The sequence below is a fragment of the Vibrio sp. 1-2 (7-a) genome, from assembly GCF_013048515.1.
Lineage (GTDB): Bacteria > Pseudomonadota > Gammaproteobacteria > Enterobacterales > Vibrionaceae > Vibrio > Vibrio diabolicus.
Genome location: NZ_VHSQ01000003.1, coordinates 342,799 through 361,544, shown reverse-complemented (window position 1 = coordinate 361,544; position 18,746 = coordinate 342,799). Strand labels below are relative to the sequence as shown.

General features: G+C 46.0%; 18 protein-coding genes and 1 pseudogene. 15 read left to right on the top strand and 4 right to left on the bottom strand.

The features are described from left to right. Positions 1 to 9 precede the first annotated feature (9 nt). The gene (flgL, locus tag FKN08_RS11855; protein WP_005395290.1) at positions 10 to 909 is read left to right on the top strand and encodes a flagellar hook-associated protein FlgL; all 900 of its coding nucleotides are present in this window, start codon (positions 10 to 12) and stop codon (positions 907 to 909) included. A gap of 17 nt (positions 910 to 926) precedes the next feature. Next, positions 927 to 1,967 (top strand): hypothetical protein, encoded by a 1,041-nt coding sequence (locus FKN08_RS11850; RefSeq protein ID WP_012842382.1) that lies wholly within the window; start codon positions 927 to 929, stop codon positions 1,965 to 1,967. Positions 1,968 to 2,055: 88 nt separating this feature from the next. Here FKN08_RS11850 and FKN08_RS11845 read toward each other — a convergent pair whose 3' ends face one another. Continuing rightward, positions 2,056 to 4,710 carry a DUF2339 domain-containing protein gene (locus FKN08_RS11845; RefSeq protein ID WP_170892197.1) on the bottom strand — a complete coding sequence of 885 codons (2,655 nt, stop codon included), beginning with the start codon at positions 4,708 to 4,710 and terminating at the stop codon, positions 2,056 to 2,058. Positions 4,711 to 5,134: 424 nt separating this feature from the next. Between FKN08_RS11845 and FKN08_RS11840 the strand changes: the two genes are divergently transcribed. The 4 genes from FKN08_RS11840 to FKN08_RS11825 all read left to right on the top strand — a co-directional run bounded on the left by FKN08_RS11840 (position 5,135) and on the right by FKN08_RS11825 (position 9,327). Further along, positions 5,135 to 6,934 (top strand): sodium:proton antiporter, encoded by a 1,800-nt coding sequence (locus tag FKN08_RS11840; protein WP_170892196.1) that lies wholly within the window; start codon positions 5,135 to 5,137, stop codon positions 6,932 to 6,934. A gap of 239 nt (positions 6,935 to 7,173) precedes the next feature. Next, the gene (fni, locus tag FKN08_RS11835; RefSeq protein WP_074189797.1) at positions 7,174 to 8,193 is read left to right on the top strand and encodes a type 2 isopentenyl-diphosphate Delta-isomerase; all 1,020 of its coding nucleotides are present in this window, start codon (positions 7,174 to 7,176) and stop codon (positions 8,191 to 8,193) included. 191 nt (positions 8,194 to 8,384) lie between these two features. Then, entirely contained in the window at positions 8,385 to 8,648 is a 264-nt protein-coding gene (locus tag FKN08_RS11830) for a DUF3012 domain-containing protein (RefSeq protein WP_005395285.1), read from the top strand. Positions 8,649 to 8,928: 280 nt separating this feature from the next. Continuing rightward, complete coding sequence (locus FKN08_RS11825) at positions 8,929 to 9,327, top strand: GFA family protein (protein WP_170892195.1); 399 nt, start codon at positions 8,929 to 8,931, stop codon at positions 9,325 to 9,327. A gap of 96 nt (positions 9,328 to 9,423) precedes the next feature. Here the strand turns inward: FKN08_RS11825 and FKN08_RS11820 are convergent, their stop codons facing one another. Then, positions 9,424 to 9,774, bottom strand: a complete 351-nt coding sequence (locus tag FKN08_RS11820) for a rhodanese-like domain-containing protein (RefSeq protein ID WP_065645657.1) — start codon at positions 9,772 to 9,774, stop codon at positions 9,424 to 9,426. Between the two features lie 269 nt (positions 9,775 to 10,043). On the opposite strand from FKN08_RS11820, the gene FKN08_RS11815 reads away from it, so the two are divergent. From FKN08_RS11815 to FKN08_RS11790, 6 genes and pseudogenes are all read left to right on the top strand, one after another. Further along, positions 10,044 to 10,334 (top strand): co-chaperone GroES, encoded by a 291-nt coding sequence (locus FKN08_RS11815; RefSeq protein WP_005373989.1) that lies wholly within the window; start codon positions 10,044 to 10,046, stop codon positions 10,332 to 10,334. Between the two features lie 33 nt (positions 10,335 to 10,367). Beyond that, a complete protein-coding gene (gene groL, locus FKN08_RS11810; RefSeq protein WP_005395280.1) occupies positions 10,368 to 11,966 on the top strand; it encodes a chaperonin GroEL in 1,599 nt (532 codons plus the stop codon). A gap of 105 nt (positions 11,967 to 12,071) precedes the next feature. Next, positions 12,072 to 12,281 carry a hypothetical protein gene (locus FKN08_RS11805; RefSeq protein ID WP_005464025.1) on the top strand — a complete coding sequence of 70 codons (210 nt, stop codon included), beginning with the start codon at positions 12,072 to 12,074 and terminating at the stop codon, positions 12,279 to 12,281. Positions 12,282 to 12,435: 154 nt separating this feature from the next. Continuing rightward, the gene (locus tag FKN08_RS11800) at positions 12,436 to 13,407 is read left to right on the top strand and encodes a leukocidin family pore-forming toxin (protein ID WP_170892194.1); all 972 of its coding nucleotides are present in this window, start codon (positions 12,436 to 12,438) and stop codon (positions 13,405 to 13,407) included. A 197-nt stretch (positions 13,408 to 13,604) separates the two neighbouring features. Beyond that, positions 13,605 to 13,871 (top strand): annotated as a pseudogene (locus FKN08_RS11795) (LysR family transcriptional regulator); the annotation flags it as partial. Positions 13,872 to 13,930: 59 nt separating this feature from the next. Beyond that, entirely contained in the window at positions 13,931 to 14,302 is a 372-nt protein-coding gene (locus FKN08_RS11790) for a VOC family protein (protein WP_005395273.1), read from the top strand. Between the two features lie 101 nt (positions 14,303 to 14,403). Here FKN08_RS11790 and FKN08_RS11785 read toward each other — a convergent pair whose 3' ends face one another. Beyond that, positions 14,404 to 14,625 carry a hypothetical protein gene (locus FKN08_RS11785; RefSeq protein ID WP_170892192.1) on the bottom strand — a complete coding sequence of 74 codons (222 nt, stop codon included), beginning with the start codon at positions 14,623 to 14,625 and terminating at the stop codon, positions 14,404 to 14,406. 124 nt (positions 14,626 to 14,749) lie between these two features. Here FKN08_RS11785 and FKN08_RS11780 point away from each other — a divergent pair, with 124 nt between their 5' ends. Further along, on the top strand, positions 14,750 to 15,277 hold the full coding sequence (locus FKN08_RS11780) for a TetR/AcrR family transcriptional regulator (RefSeq protein ID WP_170892191.1): 528 nt from the start codon (positions 14,750 to 14,752) through the stop codon (positions 15,275 to 15,277). Between the two features lie 44 nt (positions 15,278 to 15,321). Here the strand turns inward: FKN08_RS11780 and FKN08_RS11775 are convergent, their stop codons facing one another. Continuing rightward, positions 15,322 to 16,272 carry a helix-turn-helix domain-containing protein gene (locus FKN08_RS11775; protein ID WP_170892190.1) on the bottom strand — a complete coding sequence of 317 codons (951 nt, stop codon included), beginning with the start codon at positions 16,270 to 16,272 and terminating at the stop codon, positions 15,322 to 15,324. A 184-nt stretch (positions 16,273 to 16,456) separates the two neighbouring features. On the opposite strand from FKN08_RS11775, the gene FKN08_RS11770 reads away from it, so the two are divergent. Continuing rightward, positions 16,457 to 17,869: an ethanolamine ammonia-lyase subunit EutB gene (locus tag FKN08_RS11770; RefSeq protein ID WP_005388715.1), complete on the top strand. Its 1,413-nt coding sequence runs from the start codon at positions 16,457 to 16,459 to the stop codon at positions 17,867 to 17,869. Beyond that, positions 17,862 to 18,746: an ethanolamine ammonia-lyase subunit EutC gene (gene eutC / locus FKN08_RS11765; protein ID WP_170892189.1), complete on the top strand. Its 885-nt coding sequence runs from the start codon at positions 17,862 to 17,864 to the stop codon at positions 18,744 to 18,746. Before FKN08_RS11770 ends, eutC begins: the two co-directional genes overlap by 8 nt.

Genomic DNA, 18,746 nt, shown 5'->3' with positions numbered 1-18,746 from the left:
GAAACCCAGATGCGAATCAGTGACAATCAATTTAGCCAAATGATGCTGCAAAGCCTGCAAGGTAACAATGCAGGTCTGGGGCACGTGCTACAACAAATGACGACAGGTGAGCGTCTAACCAAACTATCGGACGATCCAATGGCATCGATTAAGCTGCTTAATTTGGATCGTGAAAACAGCGCCATCGCCCAATATCAAAACAATATCGCAAACGTCAAAACCACGCTTTCGAGTCAAGAAACACATTTAGACTCAGTGAAAGAGAGCCTAATGAGCATGCGTGATATTGCATTATGGGGCGCGAATGGCTCACTGACTGATCAAGACCGTACCGGTATGATCACGGAGCTAAAGAGCTATCGTGATTCAATTGAGTCGTCTTTCAATGCTCAGGATGAAGAAGGGCACTACCTATTTTCAGGCACCAAAACTGACACCCCTGCTATAAACAGTGCAAGCGGTAGTTATGTCATCGAGGGCAACAGCGATAAACGTGTCGTGACGATTGCGAAAGGTGTAACGATGGATTCCAACATGACGGCAAAGGACATTTTGGACCTTGGTGGCGGCAAAAACGTACTGGATCAAATTAATAATCTAATTACAGAATTTGAGAACCCGAGTCCGAATTTCCAAGCTGAAGTGGACGCAAGCCTGAGTGCCATTGATGATACGTTGGCAAGCGTACTTGGCACGATGACGGAGATTGGTGGCCGACACAATAACCTAGATTTGGTTGGCGGTGCTCATGGTGAGAATAAACTGTTCGTCGATAAAGTATCAGGTGACCTCTCAGCTCTGGATTACGGTGAAGCATCGGTACGCTTGAGCAATTACATGGCGGCTTTGCAAGCAACGCAAGCGAGCTATGTAAAGATCAATGATCTATCGTTGTTTGACCGTCTATAAGGTTAGGAAGTTCTTTTATGGTAATGAGTACAGTAGAGGTTAGACCCCATAGCATACGCTTGGGTGGGCAAGAACAAGCCTCTATCATGCCGACCCGTTCTGCAGACTCAAGTACTGCAATTAAACCGCGCCCGGCGCAAGTTCAGGCTGACACTGCGTCAGCCTACTCTGTCTCTGGGATTCAACTGACCCAGGGTCAACAGCAAGCGACGGCAGTGCAGATCGCATCGAAATCGTTGCAGGTGATTGGCAAAGAGCTGACTCAAATTAAACGTGGTTTGACGCAAGCGGTGAATCAAGGCGTACAAAATGTACCTGGCTTGCAGGATACATTGGTTCGTTCTAAAGCCACCATTCAGAACGTTGTGGAGCATGCTCGTTTCGACGGCCAGAAAGTGCTCAACAACGAACTGCATTTAAAGCTAGATAAAGCAGACATTCGTCGCTTTTCTATTCCTGGCTTGAACGTGCATCGCTTAAGTGACAAAGCTGAGCAAATTCGTTTGGATTTCCCTCAGGGTCAAGCGGTAATGATTCAGTTCGATGGACAAGCCGATGGTGCTCGAACTGTCAAAATGCTTGACCGAAGCTTGATTGCTTTAGGGATGCGTGCCTCATTAGCTGACGATGGCAGCATTTTATTTGAAGCCAGAGACAACGCTTATCAGCAAATGCAGCAGAAAGTGATGGTTACGGGCGAAGGGCACCGTTTTCCTGCGGGCCAGCCGAACGTTCTAAATCTAAAGTCAGAGCCAGATGGTATTGCAGAACTTGGGTTTGATTTGGCATCACGCGATGGCATGAAACAGACGATTGCCAAAGTGAACCAGCATCTAAGACAAGTGCAAACGAGCTTGCAGGAAGCGAAAGCATTTCATGGAGAGTTGAATACTCAAATGCGCTCAATTCAAAATAAAACCGCGCAGCTTTCTGTAGATGATGTGAATGCAAAACTGGATGGTTTTGTGCAGAAGTCTGGTGAGTTCACCTCGACTTTTCAAGCGTTGAATGCACAAGCAAACGTGCGTCGTCATACGGTTGTTGCGTTGCTAAAATAACGAACACTCCAATGATTCCCGGCTTTGCATCGCTATCGCCCCCCAATAACGAGAACGGTGCATTGTCGGGAATCTCTCTTTAATTCGTTTATGGTTCGAGTGCTTTTGCCACCGAGCGATTCAATTTCTGGAATAACCACCCAAGCGCGATTAAAGATGCTCCTAAACCTAAGAAGCTGATTGCTCTCCAGAACCCATCCAGAGAACTAACATCCCATAAGAATACTTTGAGTGCGACAAAAGCTAAAACCACTAGACCCACGCGCTGCATCATCAACCCTCTGTGTGTCACACCGCGCCAAGTAAGCAATCCACCCACGAGCAAACCTGCTACTGAATAACTGAACAGTTCTGCCATGCTGGTCGGTTGGTACAGCATCATGGATGTGGTTTGCCAGAATTGACGGATAGACATACCTAACCAAATAGCAGCAAGTGCAAAGCCTAGGCTAGCAACCGCAAATCGATGAACCTGTAACGTATTCCAGCCTCTAAAGGTTGCGATAAGTAGAATGCAAGCTGGCAGCAACCAGCCGACGCTTAGCATATTAATGACGGGAAGAGCTTGGGCTGAGACGTTGTCAGTCACCAATGGCGACTCTGCCGTATTAAGCAAAATTATCAGCAATGCGAAGGCACACCAAAGCAGGTAGCTGTAGGCTTCATAGATGCGGCTTAAGCGTTGTGTAAATTGGCTACGGTAGCTGTACACCAAACCCATAACCAACGCTTGGTTAGCAAAAACGATGGCGCTTGTGAAATCAAGGTGTCCTAAATAGCCGTACTGCCCAGTTAACCAGTAGTTGGTTTGGGTGAATAGTGCCATTAAGAATACATGCAAAAATGCACCTTCAAACCAGTTGGTCAGTTCGAGGTCCACTTGCTTTAGCGTTGTTCGAGCATAGAGCAGGATGATGAGAGACGGTAGGTAACTCACAATAACCCAAGCCCAATGTCCTGCTTCTACGGGTTGCCATTCAGGGATGAAGGGTAAAAGTGTGAGGCGGATGACCAGTATCCCCATCGCCACTTTGATCGCCCAACTTGCGGGGCGAAATAACCCTGATTGCGTCTGTAGCGCCATTACCGCAACTTGTATCGAGATTGTTGTCGTCAACCAGGTATCGCTTAACCAAACAAAGGCGACGCCTACGATTAAAGCGTGCATGACGGCAGAACATTCCAATGCTAGCGAATGTAAGCGTTGACCTAGTACAACGTAATAAACGGTCACCAATGCGCAGAATGCAGTCCAGTGCCACAGGTAGCCTTGCATAAATTCGTCGACATAAAACAGCGTAATCAAACTCATTGCTGGAGCCAGTACTAACAGAAGTACGCCGCTAAGTTGCGATCGGTCACTGAGTGACTGGAAATAAGTTCGACAGCAGATCAGTGCAATACTGGTGGCCAATGCGAGTAAGATACTGGCACCATGTTCTGGCATATACAAAGCGTCAAACGCGACAGTGAGGACAACAAGTGCGGTCGCAGAGACCAATATGGAAGGCAAAAATACGCGCAATGACCAACCTGTGCGAACCGCTGGGAGCCATACTGTCGCAACGAGCAGCGCATAACAGTACACCATTTGCAGTGTGTCCAATTCTGGCATTCTGGTGACAGCCGAAAAGGTCAATAACGCAATCGCGAGAGAGGTAGCGGTCGGCGGATTTGTCCACTTATTCTGGCAGTGATGAGAACGAGGATTGAGTGTCCAACCCAGTCTTGGAACGGCGAAAATAAGATAAAGAGTAATTGAGAGATAAATAGCCAGCCAAGAAAAAAGCGTCTCAAGCGGCATGCTTTCAATGAGCAACAGCATCCAAACAACATGTGGAAGCGCGATGCTTGGAGAAATCCATGCACTACGCACTTTTTGCATTAGCAATGTTGCCGCGACCGAGATCGCGCTGATATACCCAGCTAATAAGAAGTAATTAGGCTCGCTTCCACCAATCCATAACGGTGCGGTATATCCACCAATCAGACCAAGCACCGCCATCAATGGTCCTTGCTGTAAAGATAGAGCCAAGCTACAAAATGCAGCAGCGGCTAAGATGATAAGCGAGACACTAGGCGTCAGCATTTGATAAACAACAAACGCAAAGATAACCGTGCAGTAAATGCCAGTTAGCCCGGTTCCGGTAACGGCGGCAGGCACATAAGTAAAGCCTTGGGCTCGTGTTGCTCGTTGAGGATTTTGTTGTTCTTTGCGGTGGAACCATTCGCCAACAAGCACCATAAGTAACGAGAGTACAAACGCAAAGGACACACGCATAAGTGGCGAAAACTCAATGTGACTACCAATAACCTGTACGAGATACCCCCCACCAATTAGCATTGCCAGCGCGCCTACCCAAACCAACCAGTTTTCTTGAATGTTGCTAAACAGGCTCTGCACTCTACTTGGCAATATAGACTCTTGTTCTTGACTAAAAACGTCCAGTTGCACTTCGCTTGTCTGGTATTGAGCTTGATGTGTTGTGTTTAGATAAGATGCTCGGTCGGTAATCGGGTCATGCTCCTTATAGGATGAGGAGTTTGCCTCTTTTGTTACCTCTTCAACACTGGATTGTTGGCGCGTTGGTTGGTTCGAGTCCTTATTTAGACTGACTCGCAGTGATGTTACCTCTTCACGAAGTTTGGTTAGCTCTTTTTCTAAAAGTGCTGCTCGGTTGGCGGCTTTCACTCCGATGAGGATGGCGAGCAACGCCATGAACAGTGCTAGTATTACGTACAATCCATTTCTCCCTGCGTACGTCGCGTGACACACGATTCTTAACTTTGAGCACGTACGCTAAAGCTTAGTCCAAGCGCTTTGCCTTAGCTTCATATAGTGCTAGGTTCCGCGCTTTCTTTAAGAATCATTCTACATAATGAAACTCAATGCGTAATGATGAATTCGACAAAGCGACATACTTGTGTGTCACTTTAAGATCTGATGAACAGAAATGAGTCGTTAAGTCATTGGGGTTCAACTATATTCATAATTCTGATGCGATACCCAAGTGACCTCAAAAATGTGCATTTCAGAGGCGTGCTGTCGAAGAGTCGAAGGTAAGCCGTTTAGTCTGCATGCCAAGTCATGCTTATTGAACCGCACGCCCGAGGTTATTTGGGTATAGCGCATTCACGCGAAAAAAGACAAAACAGGTAAATGATTAATGCAAGTGGGTAATGAAGCGCTGGTGCTATCAGCGGTTGGGGTCATTGGTTTAGGTTGTCAGTGGTTGGCATGGCGATTGCGCTTACCAGCGATTTTATTTTTGCTGCTAGCTGGGTTGATTGTCGGGCCATTTATGCAGTGGTTAAATCCAGATGAGATTTTAGGGAATTTGCTCTTTCCTTTGGTTTCATTGGCGGTTGCGGTGATTCTTTTCGAAGGCAGCTTGACCCTAAACTTTAAAGAAATTCGCGGTGTGAGTGGCTCAGTCTGGAGTATCGTTTCCATCGGGGCCATCATTTCGTGGGCAGCAACCAGTATTGCGACGCACTATTTCCTCGGTTTTACTTGGGAGCTCGCCATGTTGTTCGGCAGCTTAACCGTGGTAACAGGTCCGACGGTGATCGTGCCACTTCTTCGGACGGTAAGGCCTAACAGTACGCTTGCTAATATATTGCGTTGGGAGGGGATCTTGATTGATCCACTCGGTGCGCTTTTTGTTGTGATGGTTTATGAGTTCATCGTATCGCACAGCGCGATAAATAGCGCCGAAGTGTTCGGGACGCTCATTGCCGTGGGCGTCATTCTTGGTGTAGCCTCTGGCGCAGCAGTCGCAACGATTATGCGCCGTGCGTGGCTACCGGAATACTTGCAGCCATTTGCGGTTTTGATGATCGTGCTTGGCGTATTTTCCGTCTCCAACCATATCGAGTCTGAAGCCGGATTACTCACGGTTACTGTAATGGGTATGTGGCTTGCCAACGCAAAGGGCATCAATATTCAACAAATTCTGCACTTTAAAGAGCACTTGACCATATTGCTGATCACCGGCCTATTTATTTTCCTTGCTGCACGCATTAGCTTGGATGATTTTGCTGCGCTGGGTAGTGGCGCGTTATTGCTGTTTGTATTTATGCAGTTGGTGTCGCGCCCGTTGTCGATTTTCCTCTCAACCATCCGCAGTAACTTGAGACTTAAAGATAAACTGTTTCTGTCTTGGGTTGCACCGCGCGGTATTGTCGCTGCCTCTATTTCGTCTCTTTTCGCGATCAAATTGACCGAATACGGTATTGATGAAGCGATTTTACTGGTTCCTATGACCTTCATGGTGATCATCGGAACGGTTGTTTTACAAAGTGCAACGGCACGTCCTGTCGCATTGATGTTGGGCGTCGCGGAGCCAGCGCCACGCGGCTTCTTGTTGATTGGTGCTAACCGAGTAGCCAGAGAAATTGGTCAAGCGTTGGCACGTTATGACCGCCGCATATTGATGACCGATTCTAACTGGGAGTACATCAGTCAAGTTCGTATGTTGGGGCTGGATTACTACTACGGGAATCCGATTTCTAGTCACGCAGATGACAATTTGAACCTGATAGGGGTGGGACAAGTCGTTGCATTAACACCTGACCAGCATTTCAACATTATGGCTTGCATGCAATTTGTCGACGAGTTTGGTGAAGATAAAGTTCACTGCTTGCAAAAAGTGAAAACCAACGGCAATGGTAGCGAGAAGCACTCCGTGGCTCAGGAGTACCACGGTAAATTGCTGATGGGCGGTAACGTAAGCTATACCCAGCTGGCCAGTTTGTTGAGCCGCGGTGCAGAGATAAAACACACGAAATTGAGCGACAACTTTACGTATCAAGACTATTTAGCGCATCACAAAGGGAACTCGGTAGTGCCGTTGTTCCACGTTGAAGAAAAAGGGAAAATTCAATTCTGTGATGATCCTGAGCAGTTTGCTCCAACCACCACAAGCACCGTTGTGTCTCTGATTCTGTCAGAAAGCGCAAAGTAAATTAGAGAAGTATGCGGCCCATTTTTATCGTGGTGTCTCGCACGCTGATTACTTCAACTTGGAGAAACACTCGCCTGCTTGTTTAAAACAGAAGGCGAGTTTCTCTTTCTATAATGTCAGAGTAAGTCGTGATTCATTACTGGTTTCGGAAAAGTAATCTCGTGAATTCAGAAAATTCGCATTGACGTTACTGATAAGGATCGCAATACTGCGCGACTGTTTTACTTTAGGGTGACATTATGGCTCCGCAAACTAACCGAAAAGATTTACATCTAGACGCTGTTTTACATCATGACATGAGCATGAAGCATAAAACGGCGGGCTTTGAGTCTGTCGAGTTTGAACACTGCGCGCTGCCAGAATGTGACTTTCAGGCGATCGACCTGTCGACAGAGTTTCTTGGCCACCGATTGGCGCTGCCGTTTTTGATTAGCTCAATGACAGGTGGAGCAAAAGACGCAGAAGTGATCAATTGTCGTTTGGCTGAAGCTGCCAGTGAATTAGGCATTGCGATGGGCGTGGGTTCGCAGCGTATTAGCTTAGAAGAGCGCCAACACGCAGGTCTAGGCAAAACCATTCGTGATTTAGCCAAAGATGTGCCGCTTTATTCCAACCTTGGAGCCGCTCAATTGCGCGACAAAGGTAAACTTGATAATGCGCAGCGTGCGGTTGAATCCATTCAAGCGGATGCGTTGTTTGTACACGTAAACCCAATGCAGGAAGCGTTTCAGAAAAATGGCGACCATAATTGGATTGGGGTCTTACACGCTATCGAGCAGCTTAAATCTCGCGTGAATGTTCCGATCATTATTAAAGAAGTCGGTTTTGGTATTAGTGGTCACGTTGCGCAGCGATTGGTTGACGCCGGTGTGGATGCCATTGACGTAGCGGGCGCGGGTGGCACAAGTTGGAGCGCGGTTGAAGGCTATTGCCAAGATAACCCGAAAATGCAGCGTGCAGCCGAACTTTTCCGCGATTGGGGCATCCCAACGGCAAAATGTTTGACTCAAATAAGAGCACAGCATCCTACATTACCTTTGATCGCCTCAGGTGGTGTGCATAACGGACTTGAAGCGGCGAAAGCCATACATTTGGGCGCCAATCTCGTTGGGCAAGCAGGCGCAGTCTTGAAAGCGGCTACCATAAGCACTCAAGCGGTGGTCGAGCACTTTGAGCAAATGGCGTTAGAGTTACGTTTAGCATGTTTTGGCACGGGTTCTTCTAAGATCAGTGCATTAACGCAAGCGCGCTGCTTATAGGTGTTTATGGTGTCATTTACGCAGCTTGGCTCAATAATTTTTCGGTGTCTTAACACGTAGACTGATAATTTCGTTATAGTTGATACAAAAGTCACTTCAACAAGTGACTGCTTAGTTCAACAGTTGAATGGGCATTTGTTGAAGCGATTGAGTTTTATTTTAATATTGTTTGCAACTGGAACCTTAAATTTATGAAAAAACTAGTCATGCTGATGTTGGCGGCTTCTGCTTTAACCGCTTGTAGTGATGAAGTGGGCACTGAAGGCTGGTGTAACGACATGCGCGATAAGCCAAAAACAGAATGGACAGCAGACAACGCAGTAGACTTTGCGAAGCACTGTGTTCTTCAAGATGGTGTGGGCAGCGAGCAATGGTGTGAGAACCTGAAAGATAAGCCAAAAGGTGACTGGAGTGCAAACGAAGCCACCAGCTTTACTAAGCACTGCATTTTCTAAGCACTACACTTTCTCAACAAGGCGTCTCTTATTAAGAGCGATGACTGTGTTAGACAAAATATTAAGAAAACACCAAGCGTCTTGCTTGGTGTTTTTGTATCGACAATAGCTTGAGCTCTCACGTGCTGAGCACACCTATCTTTCCTCTGAGTAGAGTGTTTTACATTTTCGTTTCATTTTTGAAAACCTGTATTACCTGCCTTTAATTTTTCGCATTGCAGTGGCATGGTGTCGGTGTATTCGTCTAATTCAATTAGATTCATAACAAAAAGGGACTCAAATGGAAGTACTCAAAGGCTCATGTCTGTGTGGTAAGGTGAAATTGGAAGTGGCAGATGAATTCAAGTACATGGGAAATTGCCATTGCTCGGAATGTCGAAAATTTACTGGCTCTGACTATTCATCGGCGGGCGGTATTGCTCTAGATAAGTTGCTCATTATCCAAGGAAAAGAGGATATTCAAACTTATCAGAAAAGCGAAAATACCATGTTATGTTTTTGTCGCCATTGTGGATCGAGCCTGTATTCGAAAAAGAACAATGGGATTGTCAATATTCGCCTAGGTGTCTTGGATGATGCTCCATCCCACAAGCCAGATTTCCATATTTTTGTCGCGTCCAAAGCGCCGTGGCTTGAGATATCGGATAACCTGACTCAGTTTGAGGCCGGGCCCAAATAGAGTAGTAGCGGAAGAGAATTATTTAGTAACAGAGGGCGTTGCAATAAGTCTGCAACGCCCTCTGCACTTTTATTTTTGAAATTAGAACAGAGATGATTATTTGGCGTCTTGCAGTTCTTCTAAGCCTCCTGCATTGTGCAGATTCGTGAACCCTTGTGATTGCAAATATTGATACGCTTTACCAGAGCGGTTACCACTGCGGCAGTACAATACGATCGCTTGATCTTTATCGACGTCTTGGAAATGTTTATCAAGCTCAGATAGAGGGAAATTGACCGCATTGTCTAAATGCCCCTCAGAGAACTCTTGCGGCGTGCGTACATCGACAATCATTGCGCCTTTCTCAATCAGTTGCCACCCTTGCTCAGCACGCTCAGAAGCCGCAACGCTGAAAGAAAGCAAGCCAACGCACAATGTTGCAAGAAACAGAGATACGACCTTTTTCATTGTTTGATTATCCTTTTTAAGAGTATGTAACCACTCTAGATTTGATTGAACACATTTTCCATCATAAAGAGGTTTTAAGTGGCCGTGAATGTCAAAAGTTTCGATAGAAGATTTTATTCAATTCAATAAAAAATTTTTATGAAATCCACCTCTTGAACTCCAATTTTTCGACCTTATTATTCTCATCGAAAGCGAGCGGTCGACTCGCAAATCCATCTTGATGTTTATTCTGTCTTTTATTTTTGGTTCCAAGTAGGAGGCACTTAAAAATGAAAATTCGTCCTTTAAATGACAAGCTAATTGTTGAAAGACAAGAGGTGGAAAATAAATCTGAAGGGGGAATCGTTTTAACTTCTCAGTCGGTGAAAAAATCAAACCGCGGGAAAGTCATTGCTGTTGGTTTAGGTAAACGCCTTGAAAATGGCGAACGCGCTGCGATGGAAGTCAAAGTGGGTGACCAAATCATTTTCAATGACGGTTACGGCGTGAAAACCGAGAAAATTGACGGCGCAGAATACTTGATTCTGTCCGAATCTGATGTGTTAGCAATCGTTGAGTAATTATTTTTGTAGTAGTTTTTTGAGGAGATAATTATGGCTGCAAAAGACGTATTATTTGCTAATGACGCACGTCAAAAAATGCTGAAAGGTGTGAACTTACTGGCGGACGCAGTAAAAGTGACACTAGGCCCGAAAGGCCGCAACGTTGTGCTTGATAAATCTTACGGCGCGCCAACCATTACCAAAGATGGTGTGTCGGTAGCGAAAGAAATCGAACTGAAAGACAAGTTCGAAAACATGGGCGCACAAATGGTGAAACAAGTGGCGTCCAAAGCGAATGATGAAGCAGGTGACGGTACAACGACGGCTACTGTACTGGCGCAATCTTTCATCAATGAAGGTCTTAAAGCGGTAGCGTCTGGCATGAACCCAATGGACCTAAAACGTGGTATCGACAAAGCTACTGAAGCGGCGGTTGAGAAACTACGTGAAATGTCTAAGCCATGCAGCGACAAAGAATCCATCACCCAAGTGGGTAGCATTTCTGCAAACAGCGATCGCGCGATCGGTGAAATCATTGCAGAAGCGATGGAAAAAGTGGGTCGCAATGGCGTGATTACGGTAGAAGAAGGCCAAGGTCTAGACAACGAATTGTCTGTGGTTGAAGGTATGCAATTCGACCGCGGTTACTTGTCGCCATACTTCATCACTAACCAAGAAAATGGCAGCGTAGAGCTAGACAACCCTTACATCCTATTGGTGGACAAAAAAGTCAGCAGCATCCGCGAGCTATTGCCAGTGCTAGAAGAAGTGGCGAAATCTTCTCGCTCGCTATTGATTATTGCTGAAGACATCGAAGGTGAAGCGCTAGCGACATTGGTTGTGAACAACATGCGCGGCATCGTGCGTGCGACGGCGGTGAAAGCACCTGGTTTTGGTGACAACCGTAAAGCGATGATGGAAGACATTGCGGTACTAACCGCAGGTACGGTCATCTCTGAAGAAATCGGCCTAGAACTCGAAAAAGCAACGCTAGAGCAACTAGGTAGCGCGAAGAAAGTGACCATCACCAAAGACACAACAACTATTGTGGGTGGCGCAGCAGAAGCAAGCGCGATTGCTGATCGTGTGGCTTCGATTGAAAAACAAATCGAAACAACCACTTCTCAATACGACAAAGACAAGCTTCAACAACGTGTTGCGAAGCTTTCTGGCGGCGTAGCGGTGATCAAGATCGGCGCTGCAACTGAAGTTGAGATGAAAGAGAAGAAAGACCGCGTGGACGATGCGCTACACGCTACTCGCGCAGCGGTTGAAGAAGGTATTGTTGCTGGTGGTGGTGTTGCCCTAACTAAGATCGCGAAAGAATTGGCGGATCTAAAAGGCGACAACGATGACCAAAACGTGGGTATCCGAGTTGCGCTACGTGCAATGGAAGAGCCTCTTCGTCAAATCGCAACCAACGCAGGTGACGAAGCTTCAGTTGTGGCGAATGCTGTCAAAGCGGGTGATGCCGATTACGGTTACAACGCTGCAACAGGTGAATACGGCAGCATGATCGAAATGGGTATCTTGGACCCTGCGAAAGTAACACGTTCAGCGCTTCAATTCGCGGCGTCTGTTGCTGGCTTGATGATCACGACTGAAGCGATGATCACCAACCACGTTGAAGACAAAGAACTTGATATCTAACGTTATCAATCGTTAGTGATTAAGTAGGCGTTAAAACAACAATAACATTGCAAAACCTAAGCGGGCTCGCTTGAGCCCGCGAATCAGTCATTTGAGGTAAGTGTTATGACCCGTTTACCTGCGTTTTCTTTCTCAATATCTGAGCCGGGCGGTAATGAAGCTTCGTCAACGTGGCCGACTGCTATTCACTTCCCCCTCGTTCCAGCTGGGCCAGAGTTTTCGATCGAAAATGCTCTGCCTAAACGTCCGACAGTGACGATATTCACTATCGATCTGTCTCAGTTACTTAAAGGGGACGCTCGGGTCATTCATTAACTGCATCGAAACAGCCAACGTAAGTTGGCTGTTTTTTTTCATTTCTGGGTGTAGGTCAAATTATTGATAATGTGAATCGTTTTCATTTGATTGTTGCTACTTGTTCAATGTGTTAGCTTAAATTGGGATTGTTCCCAAGTAAGGTAATAAAATAATGAATAAGAAAATACTGCTTCCCTTAATGTTAGGGATTTCCGCTACTGCCGCTGCTTCTGATAACAAGGTTGTAGAAAGTGTCTTGATTGATGACATCGCGCTAGAAGGTTACGTGAAAAAAAGCTATGAGGTCGTGATGCAAAGCGAGCCTGAGCTTTTCCCGTACGCGTTTCGTGGTAGCCGTGTGCAGGTGAAGTTACTGGTTGAGTTATTCCATAATTCAAAGAACGACAAAAAAGCGGCTCGCGTGATCACTCTGGGGAATGGTTATGTACCAGGTAATCCGGGTGTAAAACACACTTACGATGCTGCGATTGTGGACCGTTTTACTCAAAACTACCCAGTCACGTTCGACTACAGTATCTATCAAGCTGGTGGCACGCCGGTATTTAGTGAGGATTACTCACCGCAAAACGAAGCCAATGATGTTTCCGTATCGACAACCACGGTTGCTCCGTCTATCGGCTTAACCGCGACTGCAACACCGGGCTCAGCACCAAGTTTTTCTGGCTCGTTGACGACCGACCTGGGTGTGGCTTATACGTCTCGCTACTCAAGTAAGGATTACGTCACCGCAGCCAAACCAAAGGCTTCCATGGAACGCGGTATGGGCGTTAAGTGGACCACCTCTCTTAGCCAAATTTACACCAACGATTACCAGTACTACGGTAAATGGGCGGGCGTTTACCACTACACAGGTTGTTCAAACGAGAACCTATTACCAGAAGAGAACTTGCCGCGTTTGATCTACGGTTTCAAACCGAAATTTCAGTACGTGTTCACACCAGAATTTGAGCGCGGAGAAGAGCCAAAAACGGAGATGATCGCACGAGCGGGCATGAAAGAAGTTGAAGAAGGTTTCTCTCGCAATGCGTGTAACTGGTACGATCAAGGTACAACTAGCCACTACACTGAGGCACAAATTCGCTTCACGATTGATTGGGATACGCTAACCGTTATCACTCAATAAACGTTTCACTTATCAGACCGAAGGTTTGTGGATTGTAATGCGGCTCTAGTAGCCGCATTTTTATGGTCGAAATCTGATCGCAAGCGCATTAAGTCTTTAAGCCCAGCATCGCGCCGAAAATGACCAATCCCGCCCCACATGCTTGGGCGGATTGGCAGCAATCAACACGTTGTGAAACCTTCAACGGCAACACTTAGCAATCATTTGCGCATTTTTATTTTTGCATACAAGCCGCGGTGGATGGCTTAGGCGCGGCGATGGGATCGTATCCTTTTGTCATGGACGATATTAAGCGCGATAATTTGGTCGCGCCATTTGGTTTTGTGCTATCAGGTTGCAATTATGTTTTATTGAGCCAAGATAAAAAGCGTACAGAACTCGAACATAAATTCATCACGTGGTTACAAACGCAAAAGGTAGAGTGTGTACCACTGTCATCACAGCAGATTACGCAAGGCGAATAGAAGGCGTAGAGCGAGATTACGTCAGTCAGTTTTATGGAAAAAGGCTTAGGAAATTGGAAATGGAAAACCTCAATATTGTTGAAATCAAATCATTTGTTCCTGCGAAAGATTACGCGCTCTCAAAACGTTTTTATGAGGCGATAGGCTTTGATATGGCGTCAGACTTCGGTGATGTGGCGTACTTCTCTCAAGGCAGCTGCGCGTTTCTTTTACAGAATTTTTATGAGCCAGAACACGGCAACAACTTCATGATGCACTTGCTCGTAGAAGACGCAGAAAGCTGGCATCAGCACTTGTCCAAAGTGGGTCATGAAGAATTTGGTTCGCGTTTAACTGAGCTGGTCGAGCAACCTTGGGGCATGCGCGAATGTTGTTTGTTTGACCCTAGTGGTGTTTTATGGCGAATCGGTCAGAACATGAATACTGATTAACGCCAGTCCTCTTTTCACCACATTTGTATCGCGCAGGTATTGAGATCTCGATACCTGCGCGTTTTGTTTTTTGCTTAACCTTGCCAACGTTTCTCGCGCACTCACGCCTTTTTAGAGGTGGTGTGTGATGGACTGACCCCAAAAATCTCCTCAAGCAGCATGGCTTTGAGTTCTGATCTGACTTCTGCTCCACCGATTAACGCCAAAAGTGCGAGTCCGCCTGGTATGAGAATCACCATCAATATTGGTCTTAAAATATAAGAAAAGCAGAATATGGCCGGCAAGAAAATCAATCCTTGGCCTAGTTTGTTTAATACGTACATGAGCGATTCCTTTTGTTTTTATATAAAATTGAGCGTGCTCATTTTTTATAATTGAGCGCGCTCAATTTGTCAATGTCAGCCGCTCAATGTATGATCCTTTCAGGCTCATTAAGCAGATACATCAATGACGAAGCGACAACAAACCAGAGACAAAATCCTAAAAGCCGCGTGGGCATCTTTTGCTCAGAATGGCTATGACATGACGACCACAAGGCAGATTGCGAGAGAAGCAGGAGTCGCCGATGGTACGGTATTCAGCCACTTCCCGACCAAACTGTCGATTTTGCGCGAAGGGATGCTGACGCAACTGCAACAGATCAGCCAAGAGACGCTAGTCAGTGTGGAAGGTAAGACAGCTATCGACATTGGTTTGGCGCTGACGGATAAATACTATCGCTACTATTTTGCGAACGTCGAGCTGAGCCGAGCCTTGTTGAAAGAGGTGATTTGGGATTTGGATTATTACCAGTCGTTTAACCAAGCTTTGTTTCAATCTGCGAGCGTAAGTTCTGTTCTTGAAGACAAAATACCGTTGATTTTTGACTGCTACTTCATGACGCTAATCGCACATTTGAGCCGTGCAGAACCGGATGTTGAAGCGGCACTTGAAGAGCTTCATGCTAAGTTTCAGCAAATCATTGCGACTGCATAACATGGCCCCAACGCAGGATCTGAAAGAATATACTGCCTGTCATTTTATTTGCTGGACTCCCATTTTCTCGTTTCAGTTGGCGTCTCACCAAATAGCCGCTTGTAGCTTTGACTGAACTGCCCTAGATGAAAAAAACCAAAGTCAAAAGCGATTTCTGCAATTGTTCGATTATCTTCAGGGCTTTGTAGCACTCTACGTACTTGATTCAGCCGCATTCGGTGTATGAATTGCTTTGGCGAAGTATTACAGCAATGTTCAAAGGTGTACTGCAGTGTTCGGCGACTGACGTGCACAGCGTCACACAGTTCACTGACGGTGATCGGAGTTCGGTAGTCTAAGTCGTGTAGCTGTTGCTTTATGCGGCGCATCACATGCTGACGATGAGAGATTGATATCGGGTGGATTAAGTTTGGTGAACTGATTGAGAACAGTTCGAGTACGATGTCTTTTAAAACCACCTGATGTGTGCTGTCAGACCATCGCGACTCAGTGGTACCGAGCAAAGTACCCAAGTAGAATTTAAGTTGTTGAATGTGCTTTTCTGTTGGTCCCGCTAAGTGCGGTGTGTTGCAGCCGATACCGTCTAACTCAAGCTGTTTTTCTATGATTTGAACCAGTTTTCTGTCGAGTACTATCCCATAGATAGAAAACTGTTCAGGTGTCATTAACTCAAAATCTGCACCGCCTTGTCTAAGCAAAAGCTGGCTTGCATTAAACTGACTGTGATTTAGGTGTAGCGGCTTATTTTCCGCACTCAAACCCAACCAAATACCTCCCTGTTCAACCCTGCATTGCTGTCTTAGTGAGCGGTTACTGTCTTCACGAAATACATGGAAATTGGGAAATCGTCGTTCTCGAATTTGACCTAAAAATCGGCCATCGCTGAGTTGATCGTATTCCTGTTGCCAGTTTATTAGGCTTGCAGCTTGTTGGTTTGCATCCTTTGTGTGATGGATGCACAGCATTGGTGCGGTTTGGGGTGTTTGGTCACTCATCCTTGTGATGCTCATTCCTTTTTTGTGAGTCATGTTGGAGCAATTTTTATGTAACTCATTGTTTATTATTGTTTTATAAATGTTGCCAGTTTTTGATAACGCTACGGAACACATTTGGCAATACTTTCTTAAAGCTTATTGATAGTTCAGCAAAAAGCGAACCAAATAGTGAAGAGGAAGAGCAATGACGGCAACTTATCGTCGGCAACAAGGAAGTAAAGTCTATACCTTTAAGTCATTAGCTGACTTGATGGCGAAAGCGACACCGGAGCGATCAGGCGATGCGTTAGCTGGAGTTTGTGCTCAGTCAGCGGCAGAACGTGTAGTCGCACAAATGGCGCTGTCTGAGTTACCACTTAAAACGTTTCTTAACGAGGCGGTTATTCCATACGAAAGCGACGATATCACTCGCCTAATTATCGATACGCATGATCTTGAAGCCTTTAAACCGATTGAGCACTTGACGGTCGGAGATTTTCGAAATTGGCTGCTGAGTGAAGAAGCCGATGGTGAAACGTTGGCTAAAATTCGTCAAGGTTTAACACCAGAAATGGTGGCCGCAGTCAGTAAGATTATGCGCAACCAGGATTTGATTCTCGTTGCTAAAAAATGCCAAGTTGTCACGGCTTTTCGGAATACGATTGGTTTGCCGAGTCGCCTGTCTACTCGCTTACAGCCGAATCATCCCACTGATTCTCTCAACGGTATCGCAGCGACCATTTTTGATGGTCTGATGTACGGAAATGGCGATGCGGTTATCGGTATCAATCCGGCAACAGATAATGTACCTCAAGCTATTAAGTTAATGAACTTAATGGATGAGGTGATTCAACACTATCAAATACCGACTCAGTCTTGTGTGTTAACTCATGTCACGAACACGATCGAAGCCATTGAAATGGGTGCACCAGTCGATCTCGTTTTTCAGTCGATAGGCGGCACGCAAGGGACGAATGATACCTTCGGAATCGACTTGTCGATTTTGAAAGAGGCCCATGAAGCCGCGTTGTCTTTGAATCGAGGTAGTGTAGGAAACAATGTGATGTATTTTGAGACCGGACAAGGTACAGCGCTGTCTGCGAATGCGTTTCATGGGGTAGATCAGCAGACTTGTGAAGCCCGCGCTTATGCTGTCGCGAAACAGTTCGATCCTTTGTTGGTTAATACTGTCGTTGGGTTTATTGGCCCTGAGTATCTGTTTGATGGCAAACAGATCATTCGTGCTGGGCTTGAAGATCATTTCTGTGGGAAGTTGCTTGGTTTACCTATGGGTTGCGACATCTGTTACACCAATCATGCCTATGCCGATCAGAATGACATGGATAACTTGCTGACACTATTAGGTGTTGCCGAGTGCTCTTTCATCATGGGTATTCCAGGGTCTGATGACATCATGCTCAACTATCAAACTACCTCATTTCACGATGCCCTTTACGCAAGAAAAGTACTCGGTCTGAAGCCAGCTCCAGAGTTTGAACAATGGTTAATGGAGATGCAGATTTTCGAGAGCGTGCAAGACGTTCGGTTAAGTGAGCAAATCTCTCGCTCGTTTTCGGGAGCAATTAATCAACTGAATAAGGGGTATTCTCATGGGTAAAGTGATCACCATTGCTCAGTCCACACAAGACGAGTCTGAAGTTGTCACACACAATCCTTGGGGCAAGTTACGCGACTTCACCTCTGCTCGGATCGCTCTGGGTCGCAGCGGGAACAGTGTACCAACCAACGAGTTACTCTCATTTCAGCTGGATCATGCCCAAGCTATGGATGCAGTGCATTGTAGTTTGAATGTTGACTCTCTCGTTGCTGGTTTATCTGACTCTTACTCGATTCTTGAAAATACCTTAGAACCTCCTGTGGTAGTGAGCAGTCAAGTGAGTGATCGGCTTATGTACTTGCAAAGGCCCGATTTAGGACGGCAGCTCGATGAACCTTCTTGGCAAACGCTCAACTCGATAGCAAAGGAACATAACACTGACATTGATCTTGCGATTGTTATTGCTGATGGACTTTCTTCCGTCGCAATTCAAAACCATGCCGTGCCTGTTGTTACTCGATTGATTTCTCTTTTAAGCGCTGATGATGAACATCAATGGAAATTCGCACCTATCACAATCGTAAAGCAAGGAAGAGTAGCGGTAGGGGATGATGTTGGTGAATGTTTTAACGCCAAGGCCGTGCTGGTTTTAATTGGAGAGAGGCCCGGTCTAACTTCTCCGGATAGCATGGGTATGTATCTCACTTGGGGGGCTAAACGAGGCTCTAAAGATTCCCAAAGAAACTGCATTTCCAATGTGCGTCCTCACGGGCTCAACTATGACGATGCCTGTGAACGCGCATTTTACTTGCTCAAGGAGGCTCGAAAATTACAACTGTCAGGAGTGAACCTGAAAGATCGCTCCGATATAAATGAGCCAAGTGGCGCAAGCGTTGAAGATAAACACAGCGACAACTTTTTAATTTCATCAAAGTAG

What these genes read in the sequence shown, in the direction of transcription:
- flgL (WP_005395290.1), top strand. Translation starts at nt 10, where the DNA reads ATGCGAATCAGTGACAATCAATTTAGCCAAATGATGCTGCAAAGCCTG.
- FKN08_RS11850 (WP_012842382.1), top strand. Translation starts at nt 927, where the DNA reads ATGGTAATGAGTACAGTAGAGGTTAGACCCCATAGCATACGCTTGGGT.
- FKN08_RS11840 (WP_170892196.1), top strand. Translation starts at nt 5,135, where the DNA reads ATGCAAGTGGGTAATGAAGCGCTGGTGCTATCAGCGGTTGGGGTCATT.
- fni (WP_074189797.1), top strand. Translation starts at nt 7,174, where the DNA reads ATGGCTCCGCAAACTAACCGAAAAGATTTACATCTAGACGCTGTTTTA.
- FKN08_RS11830 (WP_005395285.1), top strand. Translation starts at nt 8,385, where the DNA reads ATGAAAAAACTAGTCATGCTGATGTTGGCGGCTTCTGCTTTAACCGCT.
- FKN08_RS11825 (WP_170892195.1), top strand. Translation starts at nt 8,929, where the DNA reads ATGGAAGTACTCAAAGGCTCATGTCTGTGTGGTAAGGTGAAATTGGAA.
- FKN08_RS11820 (WP_065645657.1), bottom strand. Translation starts at nt 9,774, where the DNA reads ATGAAAAAGGTCGTATCTCTGTTTCTTGCAACATTGTGCGTTGGCTTG.
- FKN08_RS11815 (WP_005373989.1), top strand. Translation starts at nt 10,044, where the DNA reads ATGAAAATTCGTCCTTTAAATGACAAGCTAATTGTTGAAAGACAAGAG.
- groL (WP_005395280.1), top strand. Translation starts at nt 10,368, where the DNA reads ATGGCTGCAAAAGACGTATTATTTGCTAATGACGCACGTCAAAAAATG.
- FKN08_RS11805 (WP_005464025.1), top strand. Translation starts at nt 12,072, where the DNA reads ATGACCCGTTTACCTGCGTTTTCTTTCTCAATATCTGAGCCGGGCGGT.
- FKN08_RS11800 (WP_170892194.1), top strand. Translation starts at nt 12,436, where the DNA reads ATGAATAAGAAAATACTGCTTCCCTTAATGTTAGGGATTTCCGCTACT.
- FKN08_RS11790 (WP_005395273.1), top strand. Translation starts at nt 13,931, where the DNA reads ATGGAAAACCTCAATATTGTTGAAATCAAATCATTTGTTCCTGCGAAA.
- FKN08_RS11785 (WP_170892192.1), bottom strand. Translation starts at nt 14,625, where the DNA reads ATGTACGTATTAAACAAACTAGGCCAAGGATTGATTTTCTTGCCGGCC.
- FKN08_RS11780 (WP_170892191.1), top strand. Translation starts at nt 14,750, where the DNA reads ATGACGAAGCGACAACAAACCAGAGACAAAATCCTAAAAGCCGCGTGG.
- FKN08_RS11775 (WP_170892190.1), bottom strand. Translation starts at nt 16,272, where the DNA reads ATGAGTGACCAAACACCCCAAACCGCACCAATGCTGTGCATCCATCAC.
- FKN08_RS11770 (WP_005388715.1), top strand. Translation starts at nt 16,457, where the DNA reads ATGACGGCAACTTATCGTCGGCAACAAGGAAGTAAAGTCTATACCTTT.
- eutC (WP_170892189.1), top strand. Translation starts at nt 17,862, where the DNA reads ATGGGTAAAGTGATCACCATTGCTCAGTCCACACAAGACGAGTCTGAA.